The following is a 15,535-nucleotide window of genomic DNA, read 5'->3' as shown; positions in this document are numbered from 1 at the left end:
AAAATCACTAAAAATAAGTTAGAGCAATATAATAAAATTCTGGAGTTTGGAGACGAGAGTAAATACCCTTAATTTTAAAAATCTAAGTGTATTAAATATTAACTTTCTGTACATTAACACTATTTACTCATAATCTACTTTTTTGAAATACTTTTTAAAGCTTCACTAACCTTTGTTTGAGGTAATTTACAGTTGCCTTTTGTGCAGACATATATGTAAGTTTCATTTTTGTTAAACTTGTTTTCCATTAAGGGTAAACTACTTTCTGAAGTTGCCCCTCCCACAATAATATTTGGCAGATAATAGCCATTTAATTCGGTTACAAGTGCTATCGCATTATCACCACTAAGGACTACTTCATAAAATGGATTACTGTAATCCATCAATAAACTTAACCATTTACTATAACTAGAAGGAGATTCAAGCATATGATCTTGCATAATATGCATCATGTCCTTTGCTTTATTACTATAATTTTCATTGAAATAATATAAACTTAATTTAAATAATGAACTAGCTAACATTGCGTTAGAAGATGGAATTACACCATCAGTTGATTCTTTAGTTCGTGTTATTAATGGTGTAGAATTATTGGAGGTGTAATAAAATAACTTATTTTCTTTATCATAAAAATGAGTTATCGTATAGTTTATTAATTTCACGGCTTTATCTAACCATGTTTCGTCTAAAGTGACTTGATATAAATTAATAAAAGCTTCTATAGTTGCTGCGTAATCTTCAGCATAACCATCTATAGAACTTGTTCCGTTCGTGTATACATGGTTTAATCCTCCATCTGTTCGTAGTTGTTTAGTAATAATAAAATTTGCAGTTTTTCTTGCAATTTCCAAATAATGCGGATCTCTGAATACACGATATGCATCAAGATATGCATTTATGGTTAAAGCATTCCAGGATGTTAAGATTTTGTGGTCGAATCGTGGAAGTGCACGCTTATTTCTTGCTTTTAATAAAATAGATTTCCATTTGTTTATTTTAACATTGAAATCAACTTCACTGATATCGTTGTTTTTAGAAATTTCAGAAACGGAAAATTGGTTTCGTTTCAGAACATATAACTCATTTTTCCACAAACCTGAATCGCTAATATCATAATATGATTTGAATAAATTAAAATCAGTCCCCAAAATTGTTTTTAATTCCTCTTGATTCCAAACATAAAATGCTCCTTCTTCTAAATTGCCTTCATTATTTTTACTATCGGCATCAATTGCCGAATAAAATGCTCCTGTTTCATCTAAACATTCTCGTTCTAAAAAGTTAAGTGTTTGCTGTACAGTTTGCTTATATAATTCATCTTTAGTGACAGCATATACATTGGAATATATGCTTACTAATTGTGCATTATCATATAGCATTTTTTCAAAATGAGGGATATGCCAAATCTCATCCGTAGCATATCTAGAGAATCCACCACCTATTTGGTCATAAATGCCACCTTTAGCCATTTTTGTAAGTGTGTTTGTTACATGGTTCTTAACAGATTCCTCATTATTTTGAACACCAAATTTCCAAAGGAAATCGAGATTTATTGGCATAGGGAATTTTATATTACCCAATTGACCTCCATTAATAGAGTCTAATTGAGGCTTCCATGAATTAACAGCTTCCGATATAAATTTGGGTTTAAATTCGTTGTTTTTTTTCTTTATATGGATTAATTCAGAAGATTTAATGCCTTTAGTTAGCTCTTCTGCATAAGCTGAAATTTTTTCTGGAGACTCTTTATAGAGGTTTGAAATTTCGGTAATAATTTTCAACCATTCATGTTTTTCAAAATAAGTACCTCCATAAATAGGTCTACCATCTGGCAGAGTAATGCAATTTAAAGGCCAACCTCCACTTCCAGTTAATAATTGTACCGCTTGCATATATACCTTGTCGACGTCAGGTCGTTCTTCTCTGTCAACCTTTATATTGATGAAATTTTTGTTCATAACTGCCGCAATAGAATCATTTTCAAAGCTTTCTTTTTCCATAACATGGCACCAGTGACACGCTGAATAGCCTATGGATAAAATGATTAATTTATTCTCTTTTTTAGCAAGTTCCAGTGTTTTTTCATTCCATGGTTTCCAATTTACAGGATTATGAGCATGCTGAAGAAGGTATGGGCTACTTTCTTCAATTAAATCATTTGTATATGTAAAGTTTTCCCTATTTAAATCTTTCCTTTTACTACAATTAAATAAAATAAAAGAGATAAGTATTGAGATGAAAATGTTTTTCACAATAATTTTGAATAAAATGGATATTTAATAAATATACTTATTTTTATTAAGTCAGAAAATTTATATTGCCTCTATAAGTGCAAAAAAATCATGAATTAAACTTTGTATGAACCTAATATAGGTTGACCACTTTAAACAAAATGGAAACTTATGAAAGCAAACATTAAACTATAAAAAAAACGATGAACTTATTCAGAAGAATTTAAACTGTCTATAGTTAAAGATTGCGAGTCAGGAACCTTTAGTTTTCTTCAATTTGAAAAATTGCTTGGAGTTTGTAATCCTACTTTTTACAACTGGATATATAAATTTTTAGCCTTTAATGAAAATATGATTTTGACTTTTAAGAATACAAATTATTCAGTTTGTTTAAAAATGTTCAAATAGTGGTTGAAGAAAAATCTAAGTACCCTTTCTAGTGAAAACGTGCTGAATTACAAGTAGATTTTCGAACAAGACGAGAATTTTAAGAATAAATGTAAATAAATATGATTAATTAAAAGAAACAGACACTTTTTGTGAGTAAATTTTTTTAGTTGACTTTTTTGAATATAAATTTACATTATTTGTACCTCATAAGTACTACACATGTGAAATTAACCCTTGTGAATATTAAGATGTAAGATACTGTATCGGCAAATAGAATTTACTTTACTTTCATTTACCTTGATGTTTTTTGGTTTACTCTTTTGTGCTTTTTCTGAGTTTAGTAGAGTTATATTTAATCCAAAATAATATTTACTACGTTTAATTAATTATTTTAGTTTTAAATTTTTATACGTTTTTAAAATCATATCTATACTATTTTATACTTGTTAATAATCGTTTAACTAATTACATAAATCTTAAAGAGAGTAAGGCATCATTACTCACTAAAGCTTTATCCCAAGTTGGTTCCCATGTTAATTTACAGTCGTTTCTTTCATAAAACTTAATTCCATTATCCGTTCTATAACTTCATCTACAATCATTCCTGCCATCGCACATGCAGGTGACTTTAACGTCATTAAAACTTCATCATGATTATCAGATTTTACAGTACAATCATGAATTAAGAAAATCTAATTAGAGTTTTCAAGTACAACCAATAAGCTGTAGTTGATTTATTTAGTGCCTAAGTAGTGATATAATAATGCTTTATTACTTAGGTTAAAAGAATTTAAGTTAGATGTTTAAATTGGACTTCCTACTCACTTCAAATAAACTATTTGTAAATATCACTGAAAACGGTTAGAAAAAAATTAGGGTTTTACTCCAAATTTGTAATTATAATTAAAGATTTCAAATATGGATTATAAAACAATGTTACAATTACCTGTATTAGATACTAATGAGGTTATAAATATACTTCAAGAGATAGCAGATATAGAACGAAAAGAAGACCGCCCTCGTATGCCTAAAGTAACGATTTGCACACATGGTGACAGTGCAACTGGTTTTTTTGTAAACTATGATGCAGAAAAGAAGGTGGTTTTCTTATGTGATATTTACGATCGAGATGCCCAATTTCAATATATAGCTGTGCATACAATCTCGTCTATTTCTTTGAGTAATATAAACAAGTACGGCTACCTATTATCTAAAGGCAAGATTCCTTTTACTCCGGATTCTAGTGAAATCCCTACCGGACTTCAGCTTAAAAAAGATATTAAAGCGTTAGAATTAGAATTTAAGGATGCGTTAGGGAAAGATATTTCAATTATGTATAAACATGACGGAACTCCAGAAGATCTGGATAAGTATTATGCTTCAAAAGTAATATCGTTACTAAAGGAAACACTTTCTAAGATCGCTTCAGATCATTTAGCAAAAGAAGCGTTTACAGCTGCAATTTCAACAGTAGAATTCGCCTTAGGTAATAAAAACACATCTACTTTAAATAAAAACGTCGTTGCTCTTACTATAGATATAACTAAAGGATTAAAAAGTTTTCCTAAGGCCATAACATTACAAAGCTTAATAGAGAAAGGACTTTAAACTATAATTAAAAAATAGAAATCATGACAGAATTAAACGTAATTCAGCGTATCGAATTAAGAATTAAAAAAGACGAACATACAGAAGAGTTATTTAAGCTTTCGCAATGTGATTACAACTTTTCGTCTACATACTATCCAAACGAAGAACAAGAACGAGGCTTAGACGTAAATTTATCTGGAGCGATGAGAAACGAGATGAGTACGCTATTTTTAGAATGGTTATCTCATAAACCAGGTGAATGGTCTGGAAGTTTAAAAATTTATTACCAAAACCAAGAGCAACCTGTTGTAAGTTTTGTGTTTGATAATGCTATAATTCATAATTACAGCCAATCATTTTCAGAGAATAATGTACAGTCTCAAGATTATTACTTTAATGCGATTTTAACAGGGGTCGTTTTAAACGATGTAAAACTAAATTAAGCTCACAATATATCATCATAGAAAAAGCCTTTAAGATACATGTCTTAAAGGCTTTTTTATGTCCGTTTTTAGGGGGATTACAAAATTATTCAGGAATACAAAAAGGGAAAGCGTATTAGGCTTTCCCTTTTTGGTTGGATTAGATTAATCTTTACAATTGTGTAATACTATAAGTTATTTTCTAAATATTCACGGATGGTTAAGTCTATAAAATAACCACTATGATGACCACCCCAACATGCTGTTAAAGAAAATACACCATCTTCTAATTTTAATTCTTTGTTTGCTTCGGCACCTTCATTCGGAATACAGTATACTTCAATAGAATTTACACTTTCTGCCATAGCTTCTTTTCCCATATCGTCTTTACAAACCAATTTAATTCCATCTGTAAGACGTTGTAAACATACGCTTGGTACAAATTTTATAAAATCCATTTCAAACGTATCCCAGTTAATATTAATTGGCAATTCCTTACCTACAAGCTCATTAATTTCTTTTTGGTACTCTCCTAAATATTGATCTTCTATAGATTTAGCTGCTCTTTTTTCTTGTAATCCCATGATTTGAGGTTTTTTTGTTTAATTATTTCCTCAAAGATATTGTAACCCATTGGCGGAAAAACACCGTCTTTACGGGAATATTTAAACTCACGGAATTCAGTGAGGGCCTAGTATGAATATTGCTCTACATTTATATGATAGACTAGAGTATTATGAAGATTACAATTTTATCTGTTATATGCATTTTAATCGTCCTGCTTATAGTTGCAGGTTGTGCGAATTATATCGGGATACCAAAAAAAAAAGCAGTTCAAAATTTAGAAGACTATCTGCAACAAAAATATGATGGTAAACTTGGCTATAGTGATTTAACACTGTTTTTTAACGCGGCAACTATGGATCCTAATATGTACGGCATGCTTATTTATGATAAGGAGATTCCTGAAATAGCATTTTATACGCACCTTAATCTGAAACATATATTAGAAAACGATACCCTACCCATGTATCCTAGTTCTGATAATATGACGGTAGATGATTTGTACAAAGACGCTGTAATACGTTATGAAACGAGACAAGCTGTTAAAGCCGATTTTAAAGATGAAATTCCTGAAATAACTTTTGCAACAGAATCTATTGAGCTGAATTTTAACGAGGATGTAAAACCTGAAGTCTTAGAAGATCTGGTACCACGTTTTATAGATCGGTTAAATCAATCTTATGAAACGTTAAACACAGGCTATCAATTTCGTTTACTCGTTAAAACTGCTAGTCATCCTGATGGTTTTGTAATCATCCCGTTAGATATGGAAGATAGTAAACGGATCCAGAACCCTATGTTTTTATCCGAAAAGGCGGAAGGATTTGAAAGCTTAAAAACCATGGTTTTAGAACATATACATGCTAAATTAAAAGGGCCGTATCCATATTTTAAAACGAATGAAAACAGCAAAATTTATATGGATAAATCTACTTTGTCTAGAGGGGCTTGGATACAGTATTTAGAAGATAAGCGCATTGTAAATAACGGAAATGGTAAATGGAAAAACCCGCAAACAGGAATTTATGTGGTGTACTTTGATTTAGATACTAAATTTATATATCGTGGCGAGTTATTAACCGACGAGAATGATACCACGTCGTATAGTGAAGAATTAAAACAAATTATAAGTACTATAGAAGCGGAGGGTATTAGAACTAAATAATGCGCGTTGCTTTTAAGTTTTGTATTAGTCAAATAAACCAGATTCTATGGCATATTTAACGGCTCCGGTTGTGGTTTTAGAGCCTGTTTTTAAAAGAATATTTTTTCTATGCGTCTCTACGGTGTTCACCGAAATAAATAATTTTTCTGAAATTTCTTTAGAAGTTAACTCGTCTCCTAACAAGGATAAAACCTCTTTTTCGCGAGGCGACAATTCTATGTTTTTATATTTTTTACGTTCAAAAACACTTTCCATATAACGTTGTTTAATCACCTCGGAGAAATACTGTTCGTTACCTAAAACCGTTCGAACTGCTTTTTGTAATTCCTCTTTACTGGTAAATTTAGGCACAAATCCATCGGCACCTTTCTGAATCACTTTATGCACTGTCCTGTGATTATCTAACATGCTTAACATAATAATTTTAACATGACTATGCTTCTTTTTAATTTCGGTAAGCAATTCAATACCATCCATTTTTGGCATGCTAATATCACTTATTATTAAACCAATTTCAAACTGATTTAGTAAGCGAACCACTTGTTTGCCTTCGGTGGCCAAATGCACGTCGCCAATTTCTTCCATGTCGCTTAAAATGGTATTAATACCTTCAAGAAACATTAAGTGGTCGTCTGCTATTATGATGTTTATTTTCTTCATAATTATTATTTTAGGGGAATATCTATGGTAATAGACGTTCCATGTCCAGGACTACTATCAATGTCTAAAGAACCTTTTACTTTTTGTAAACGTTCTTTAATATTTCGGAGTCCAATTCCATGTTTTTTGTTCTTTTGAAACCCTTTACCATCATCATTAATTACAATGTTTAAATGATCGGTATGTCGCGTAAGCTGTACATCGACGTGAGAGGCTTCAGCATGTTTTAAAATATTATTAATTAATTCTTGTACAATGCGGTAAGCATCGGCTAATACATCTTGAGGTAACTGATCGATGTCTTCTTCGGGGAAGAAATACGTCTTAATGTCTATGTCTGATTTTTGAGTAATCTGACTAATAAAATCACTTAAAAAACTCGTAAATCCAATTTTAGAAAAGGGTAGTGGATGTAGCTGATGCGACAAACTACGTACATCGATACACGCATTGTTTATGGCATTAGAAATACGCTTAGACTGCGATTTGTCTTCGTGATTTTCGGCATAATGCTCAAAAGCAATCCGTATTCCGGCCAAGTCACTTCCAATACCATCGTGAATCTCTCTTGCAAACCGTTCGCGTTCTTGGTCCTGACCTTCTTGATAACGCTCAATAACAGATAATTTATGATCGTTCATCATCTGATTAATTTTCTGTTTTGCGTTTTCTTCTTGCTGAACACCCAACTCTTTTTGCACCCGTAAACGCTGAATGTATAATAATCTCAGAACAATTAAGGTTAGTAATACCAGTATAAATCCAATGATAAACACATTTCTAATGAGGCGCTGACGTTTCACTTTAAGTTCTGCTTTTTGCAATTCGGCATCACTTAATTTTTGTTCTTTTTCAAGGAGTTGTATGCGCGCTTCTTTTAATTGCGTTTCGTAACGTTCCTGAATGTTAGCAACGTATTTTTCTTTATCTAAGGAATTTTGATCCGCAATTGTAGTAACTCCTTTTTGGTAATACTCTAATGCTTTTTTATAATTGCCGTCATCTTGATACAACTGTGCTAAGTTTTTATAAATATCGGAATTGTATCTTAATAAAGATTGTTCTTCACCTATGGCTAAGGCACGTTGAAAATAATGTATTGCCGATTTTGTGTGTCCTAATTTGGTTTCGCACAAGCCCAAATCATTCAATACGATGGTAATATCTGATGTAAACTGAATTTCTTCTAAGAGCGCTAATGTTTTCTTTAAAGCAACTACAGCCTCTTCACAGCGGCCTTCTTCTACGAGCATTTGTGCAAGATTAATATTTACGTAAGCCACAACGGCTTTATTGCCTTCTTTTTCTCTATAGCCTAAAACCGTTTGGTAATGGGTTCGGGCTTGATCAAATTTGCCTTCTTCTTTTAAAATATTAGCAAAATTAAATAAGGTGGTCAAGACGCCATCATCGTCTCCAATTTCACGATACAAATTTGCGGCGCGATCAAGATTTTCAGCTGCTTTCTTATACTCTTTTTGAAGCAAATACAGGGTTGCTATATTTTGATACGCATTGGCTTCTTGAACTTTATTATTCGTCTTTTCAGAATAACTCAAACATTCCATAAAATTGTCAATAGCTTTAGGGTAATCTCCCAAGTATTTATAAGCCGATGCAATAATATTATAACAAGCTGCTAAACCCTTTTCAATTTTAAGTTTATGAAGTAAAGCAATGGTTTCATTGGTATAGGAAATGGTGCTTTTATAATCTCCAATTATATTACTTAGGTTTCCCAAGGCATAAAGTGCCCTTACTTCTTGAAGTTCTATATTCTGCTTTTTGCTCTCTTTTAGCCAATCGGTAGCAGCTTTCTTTGCAATTTGTGGATTAATATTTACGTTTTCGTAGTATTCTTTGGCTAGAGCATCTATACCTGGTGTACTGTCGGAAGTTTGAGACAGCGCAAGATTAATTAGTCCGAAGAATACGACTACTGTTAGAATATGATGTTTTGTAATCAGCTTCATTTAAATAAATAGGTAAACTTAATACCTTTAAGCGAAATATGCATTTCTTATTCTAGATTTGATTTCTTTTAACGTTTCAAGCTCGTTATTTTCAAATTCGATATCCAGTTTACAAACGCGTTCTAGTAAATTATGTCGTAAAAACAAGTCGTCATTACAAGTTGAAGTTGCAATCTCTAAATGTTCTAAAATAGCATTCTCAGCGGGTTGGTCTTTACTTAAAAACATGGCGTTGTATTTGGTGTAATCTTCTATATGTCCGATACCTTTAGAAGCCTCTTTTAACACTTTTAACAAGACGTGATATTCGTCTTTTTCGAATTGAAAAAAAGAATAATCTGGATAGTTTTGCAGGAGCTTTTCAAAGGCCTCATAACTTTCGTGGTATCGTTGTTCTTGATGTAACAAATTTGCATAATCATAACCTAATTTCCAGTCTTGAGCTTGAGGCACTTGGCTTTGAATGGTTTCACAGAGTGTAATGGCAGGTTCAATATCACCAAAACCTTCGTTTGCACACGATAATGCTAATTTTAAATAATAGGCTTTGTTAGTGGCTAGGGTAGATGCCATTTGTAAATTAGTAGAAGCGGCAGTGTTATCGCCTAACATCCAATGCATAAACCCATTGTTTCTGTATTCTAAAAATGTTGTGGGCTGGTCTATTAAATCTTCCGCGCTAACGGCAGGTAAATCGTCTGGTTTTGGTAAGTAATCGTAAAAACAAATCCACTGAAATACAGTATATAATTCGGGTGCCAATTGTTCTTGCTCGTAATTATAAATCGCATATTTATGCGCTTCTTTGTAATCGCCCATTTCTATAAGAGCTTCTACACACATATTCATGGTGCTACAATAGTCTGAATCTCCAATCTCATAAAAATTAATTTCGGAGTACATATCTTCAAAAAACGCTGTAAAATTTTGATTATGTTTATGGATAATCATACGCAAATTATACAACCAAGGGGCATAAGAATGTGGTGGTAACGGAAAATCGTTAAGGGCTTCATTAATCACGTCATGAGCTTCATCGAATCGTCCTAATTTCACTAAGGCACGGGCCTGAAAAAATAAGGTTTTAAGCGTTGGCGTTTTTCGTCTATGAAATTGTACCACGATATCCAATATGCCTTGCCAGCTTTCTATACGACTATTCACTTCTAATAAGTAAAACAAATATTCACTCATTCGGAGTCCGTTTCTATAGGCTTCGTGATAGGCTTGTCCGGTTTCTTGATAATTTAAATTAAAGAAAAAAGACTTTGCTTTTAAGACTAGTAATATTGGATTATTAGGATTTAAAGCCAAGCCACGTTCGACACAAATTTCTATTGTTTTTTTGTTTTTTGAAAAATAGTATGACGAATTTCCTATCAATACATATTGATGCTGTGCCAATTGCCAACCCGAGTTTGCTAAGGCTTGCATATAGGCTTGATAATCCTCGAAAGTACTATATACTTCTTCGGGGAATTTTGGTTCGCTTGGTGCGCTTAAAATTTGCGATACCATATCGTACTTCATAAAAGATTTTGCATAATCTGCTAATAAAATACGCGTGGTAAGATTTAATTCTAGAAGTCGCCATTCCGAAACCCATTGCTTTTGATTTTCAGAAGCTTTACGTTCCCATAAATCCACTTGAATACGTGCTAAATTGTGACTGGCTTGGTCTAAACGTTCATCTAATTGTAACCCTTTTAAAACGGTTTTATTATGTGTAGCTGATGCTAAATCTAACAGCTCGTAACAATCGGCATCTTCTGTAGATGTGCATAAGTGTTCTAATTGAGCCGATTCGATATCCCAAAGTAACAGACGTGCTTCTGTAAGCCCAGGATAACATTCTAAAACGTATTTCAGAATAAGAATGGCTTCATTAAAACGGTTTTCAAATTGTAATTTTAAGGCATAATGCAAGTGCAATGTGTCGTTATACGGATATAACATAACTGCTTTTTGATATACCGATTCGTCACATTGTTTATAGTGGCTACACACATATTCGTAATCTGAAGCTTCAACGTGATTTATGTTTTCCAATCCTACTAAATAAGATTGTAGGACCTCTATATTCATCTCTTCATAAGCACCAAGATACAGCATGTAAATGCGATAATATCTGGCAAGGTCTGCATACCTATCTTCTATAGCTTCAGAATTGTCTTGTATAGCACGTATATGAGGTTGTAAATGCATATAAAGATTGGCTTTATACAGTTCTTCTGCACGCTCAATATGCGCTATAACCTCTTGTCTTGATAACCTCATTTTTTCCATGTTTTAAACCAATCGGCGTGTTCTATATGTAAACGTTGGTAGCATTCCCATAACGTTTCTGTTCCAGGAAATTTACTCATATCTTGTTCTGTTGTTCCTAATACGTATTCGTCTCCCAAACACACATTTCGGTGAAAATCTCCCCAGCTAGAAAAAGTCGACTTAACGGTGTCATGCGCTTCTTCTAAACGTAAAATCATTTCGTCTGTGTCTATAAAACCTAAAACGTGACCCAAACGCATTTGAAAAATATAATATGCCATTTCGTAACCAATAAGTTTCTCTTTCTTTAGGCTGAAACGGTATTTCCACACCATTTTATAGATGCCTTTTGTACTCGGGTTTTCTTCGGCATTGTATTTGGCATCAAAGTCGGTTGTGGTACTCATACGAAACTCTAAAGCTAGTTTTTCGAACTTATGTGAGACCATTTGTCCGCTTTCATAACGTTGTAAACTATTGCGTAAATGCAAACCAGATTTTATACCGTACAGGTTTAAAAGCCGTTTGGCTTGTTTCACTTGCATGTCGTTTTCTAAGTCAAAACCAGACCAACTTGTTAAGTCGGCATGTTTATGATTTTTCTTTAAAATCAAAGCCGATAAGTTTAATTGGTCTTGAATTTCGGGTGTGATATCTTGTGTCATGTTTTAAGCTTTTAACTGGTGAACAACCTCTAATAAAGCGGTTTTTAGGTGTTCTGAATACGCACCGGAATTTGCCATCGCTTGTAATCCCATGGCGTACGAAGGTGCCATTTTTGTGTCTTTTACTAGATGTACAAATATACTTCTGCAAAGATTCCCGTAGGTTTCGGATGTTGTTCCGGGCGCTAAATTGGTATCGAGTAAGGTCATATAAAGCACTTGGGTAAATTTGGATTCTATTCCTGTTTTATCATCAGCTAACCAAGTTTTAAATTCTTCTATTTTCTCATCTAGCGGTTGTAAAAGTGCCGTGTCACAATTACCGGATGTTCTATAATTTTCTAAATTATGAAGTACTGCATCGACATATTTTTGGTTGATTTCAACAACCTCCATCTCTATGTTAATGGATGGCATAGGTTCTAGAGTTGTACTATGCTCTGAAATTGGTTCTTGTTTAAAGTGCATGCCATTAAACCCTTCAATAGCAACTAATAATTCTGTTAGATTACTGAAACCTGCTTCGTCGCCTTTACTGTATTCATGCAGATATTTTGCAGTATTTGCATTGAGTTTATCTTTTTCTAATGTACCTAGAAAATCGGTTAAATAGATTTCAATTTGTGTCGCAATAGTCCCTAACATGAGGTTGTCATCTTGTTTCAATTCACATTTTCTATGAAAGGTGATAATACGATTTATGGCTCGGTCTAAAAAGAAACTGACATCTTCTTCCATAGCATTAAAATAGGTTGCAGTGCGGACACCTTGCGTATTTAAAACATCCGAAATCCAAACAGCTTCTTGTCCGGAACTGTAATAAAAATCGCCCAAATAATTAAACCAAGCTTGAATAATACTGAGGTTAAGCGGACGGTTTTCATTAATATAATGTCCGCGTGCAAAAGCGTTACAAAGGTCTTCAACGCAAGCATCAATATTTTTTAGTGCCGAAATCTCGTTAACACGTGTAAAATTCCCTGGCTCTACACTTAAGGTCGCGAGTGTCTTTACTATAAATGGTAAATGTTGTGTTCTAATAGCATTATTAGTGTCTCTTGAAGAATAGGCTAATGCTAATAAATATTTTTGTAAAATCTCTTGCTGTTCTGTAGTGTATAACTCCGCTAACCCCTCGCGCGCATCAAAAAACGTGCGGACTAAAAATTGATTTAACGGATTTTTAAGACCTGCTTTTTTGAAGTCGTCAAGCCAACCTTTGAAGTTGTCTTGCGTTTGAAACACATTCTGTAATAAAAACGCTCCAGTCGCCTGAAAATCTTTATGTTGAAAACGCATTGTGGGAAGTACGTCTTTACAATCTTCAATTAACAATTTTGAAAATACGGTGTTATACGTTTCCGTTTGATTCGCAATTCCTGTTTTGGGATGACAGGTATTAAACCAAAACGGAATGCATTGCAATGGCAGAGCTTCGGCAGAATTCTCGCTTAAAATATGTATCCCATAATCTTTAAAAGCTTCTGTATAAAAATGACTTCCGCTATCGGCAGTTAACCAATGTATAAATCGCATATAACTACCATCTAATTGTAGTATCGGAATATTTTTATCACGATTATTAAACAATAACACATCGCCAGCATCCCAAACTTTAGATTCTAAACCAACGATTACGGGGTAATTATTTTCAGTGGTTTTTAGATTGAGTAACTCAAGACTTTTCACTTCACCAAAAATTAATCGTTCTTTTAAAGCCTTATGAAGTTCAAAGGTTTGCTCTAAATGGTCTTTGTAAAATAGTGCTAATTCTTCGCTAAACCATGGCAACATCAAATCGTAAGCACCTGGCATATAAACCCGTCCTACTGGTAATATGTAGTGAAATTTACTGATGAATTTTAACCAATCATTTTCAAAGAAATGTTCTATAAAATGGTTGTCTATCTTAAATGAAAACGTACTGATAGTTTTATCGGAATGCACTACCGAATAGGTTTCATTTAAAAGTGTATGTTGAAGACACTGCTGAATTAAAAAATCGGAATTCAGTACATCTCGTATATCAAAAATGTAATGCACCAAAAAACGAGCAATAGGCAAGGATGCTTCAGATTTACTTAGAACAATATGTTTTAATACATGAAATACTTGGGTTTTTACATTTTTAGAAACGGCTTCGGAATTTAAATAACTCAGACTAAACTGTAAAAATTCTACGAGTTTGTTTGTGCTTTTTTTATCAGGATAAAACCCTTTTTCTAACAACGGCAACCAAGAAGTAACAAATGCTAAACCTTGTTCTTCATTAGCGTACAACTTCGGATAAAAATAAATACGTTGCGCTACATTTTCAGTAAAAATAGCCGTTACATGTTCTAAATCAGTATTGTTTTTTAGAGTGTGATAGGCATCATAATCTGTGGCATTTAACGCTTCTAAAGCCTGAATTAGGGCTTTTACTTCAGCCGGTTCTAAAGATGCTATGTTTAATTGAGGTAATATATGTTCTTTATAAATCGCAGACATATGCTTGGGATTATTCAAAATTTAAATACTGTTTTTCATATCCTTATTTGGCGATATAAAACCATTCGTTGTCTTCAATTTCGCTTTCGTTGCTTCTTAAACTTTCAAAAAAGGAAACGAGGTCGTCGGCCTCGATATATCCAATTTCTTGGTCGGCACCAAAACGAATAATTTGTCCGGGGTTTCCTTTGGTATTCGGTGCAAAATCGAAGGCTAGGAAATTCCCGTTTTCTAAATCGAAAAACGGAATCCAATAGGGTGTGGTGTACATTAATAGCGCTTTTCCTTCGTTGGTAGAGTAGGTATCCAACAACTCTTCTTGCGTCCAATCGTCATAAATATCTTTCCACTGTTTCCATTCGTTATACATGTCTTCTGCACCCATAATGGCACAACGGTCAATGCCGTTATGCAAGCTTAAGTAGTCTTTTATGAGTTGCGGAAACGGATAGCCGGCTTCTTTTTCAAATGTTTTATAAATGGCCTCGTTATTTGTAGGCGGATGAAGCATTAACCCTTTTTCTGAAATTAAACCGATGAAAGATTCTACCAAGGCTTTCATATCTATACCAGCTTCCAGCTGAATAAACGGCGCTAAAAAATCGGCCTTTTCTTTTGCCAATTTTTCGGCTATAAACTGATTGGGAATAAAATGATTAATAAAAGCACCTGTATGCTCTTGGAAGGTGATGTGCTTTAAATTGCTAATAGGTTGTGAGCTAAAACTATTTTGTCCAAAAGAATACACAGAAGATGTTAGCGTTTTCTCATTTGGGTCTTCATCTAATATAGTGTCACACCATTCCTCAAAAAGCGGTGTTTGTTCTATTTTAAAGGCGTAAACCATTTTACCTTCAAGATAAGCAATGCCATAAAATTTGTGAATACTGATGTAATCTGGCGTAATAAATAAGAGTTTAAAGACGGGTTTTCCTGTATGTTTTTCAATAGCTTCTAAAAGGGCATCTCTAAATGTAAAACTGTTACTATAATGATAAGGGTCTTCTAGGACAGGAAAGGTATCGATTTGAATGTTTTCAAAATTAAAATCACTCCATTGTATATCTTTAAAATTATCTGAATATGCGGTGTAATTGGTCATTTTACGTGTGTAAAT

11 protein-coding genes are annotated in these 15,535 nt (G+C 33.2%); 3 read left to right on the top strand and 8 right to left on the bottom strand.

What is annotated here, in order from left to right:
• Positions 1–134: 134 nt before the first annotated feature.
• On the bottom strand, positions 135–2,252 hold the full coding sequence (locus tag BN863_RS09590) for a thioredoxin domain-containing protein (protein WP_242404011.1): 2,118 nt from the start codon (positions 2,250–2,252) through the stop codon (positions 135–137).
• A 1,287-nt stretch (positions 2,253–3,539) separates the two neighbouring features.
• Between BN863_RS09590 and BN863_RS09585 the strand changes: the two genes are divergently transcribed.
• Positions 3,540–4,229 (top strand): hypothetical protein, encoded by a 690-nt coding sequence (locus BN863_RS09585; RefSeq protein WP_038529948.1) that lies wholly within the window; start codon positions 3,540–3,542, stop codon positions 4,227–4,229.
• Positions 4,230–4,252: 23 nt separating this feature from the next.
• Complete coding sequence (locus BN863_RS09580; RefSeq protein ID WP_038529945.1) at positions 4,253–4,654, top strand: hypothetical protein; 402 nt, start codon at positions 4,253–4,255, stop codon at positions 4,652–4,654.
• 167 nt (positions 4,655–4,821) lie between these two features.
• Here the strand turns inward: BN863_RS09580 and BN863_RS09575 are convergent, their stop codons facing one another.
• Positions 4,822–5,217 carry a hypothetical protein gene (locus BN863_RS09575; RefSeq protein WP_038529943.1) on the bottom strand — a complete coding sequence of 132 codons (396 nt, stop codon included), beginning with the start codon at positions 5,215–5,217 and terminating at the stop codon, positions 4,822–4,824.
• A gap of 152 nt (positions 5,218–5,369) precedes the next feature.
• On the opposite strand from BN863_RS09575, the gene BN863_RS09570 reads away from it, so the two are divergent.
• Complete coding sequence (locus BN863_RS09570; RefSeq protein WP_038529940.1) at positions 5,370–6,362, top strand: hypothetical protein; 993 nt, start codon at positions 5,370–5,372, stop codon at positions 6,360–6,362.
• Between the two features lie 24 nt (positions 6,363–6,386).
• On the opposite strand, the gene BN863_RS09565 is transcribed toward BN863_RS09570, so the two are convergent.
• Genes BN863_RS09565 through BN863_RS09540 form a run of 6 tightly spaced genes read right to left on the bottom strand, consistent with a single transcriptional unit; the run spans position 6,387 to position 15,520 of the window.
• Complete coding sequence (locus tag BN863_RS09565; RefSeq protein ID WP_038529937.1) at positions 6,387–7,022, bottom strand: response regulator transcription factor; 636 nt, start codon at positions 7,020–7,022, stop codon at positions 6,387–6,389.
• 5 nt (positions 7,023–7,027) lie between these two features.
• Positions 7,028–8,995, bottom strand: a complete 1,968-nt coding sequence (locus tag BN863_RS09560) for a tetratricopeptide repeat-containing sensor histidine kinase (protein ID WP_038529934.1) — start codon at positions 8,993–8,995, stop codon at positions 7,028–7,030.
• 27 nt (positions 8,996–9,022) lie between these two features.
• Entirely contained in the window at positions 9,023–11,272 is a 2,250-nt protein-coding gene (locus tag BN863_RS09555) for a tetratricopeptide repeat protein (RefSeq protein ID WP_148304601.1), read from the bottom strand.
• Positions 11,269–11,928 carry a DUF1266 domain-containing protein gene (locus BN863_RS09550; RefSeq protein WP_038529929.1) on the bottom strand — a complete coding sequence of 220 codons (660 nt, stop codon included), beginning with the start codon at positions 11,926–11,928 and terminating at the stop codon, positions 11,269–11,271. Before BN863_RS09550 ends, BN863_RS09555 begins: the two co-directional genes overlap by 4 nt.
• A 3-nt stretch (positions 11,929–11,931) precedes the next feature.
• Complete coding sequence (locus tag BN863_RS09545; RefSeq protein ID WP_148304600.1) at positions 11,932–14,436, bottom strand: hypothetical protein; 2,505 nt, start codon at positions 14,434–14,436, stop codon at positions 11,932–11,934.
• Between the two features lie 25 nt (positions 14,437–14,461).
• On the bottom strand, positions 14,462–15,520 hold the full coding sequence (locus tag BN863_RS09540; RefSeq protein WP_038529924.1) for an SMI1/KNR4 family protein: 1,059 nt from the start codon (positions 15,518–15,520) through the stop codon (positions 14,462–14,464).
• Positions 15,521–15,535 lie beyond the last annotated feature (15 nt).

The sequence above is a fragment of the Formosa agariphila KMM 3901 genome (genome assembly GCF_000723205.1).
Lineage (GTDB): Bacteria > Bacteroidota > Bacteroidia > Flavobacteriales > Flavobacteriaceae > Formosa > Formosa agariphila.
The sequence above is the reverse complement of the archived record's forward strand: the minus strand, read 5'-3'. Positions and strand labels throughout refer to the sequence as shown.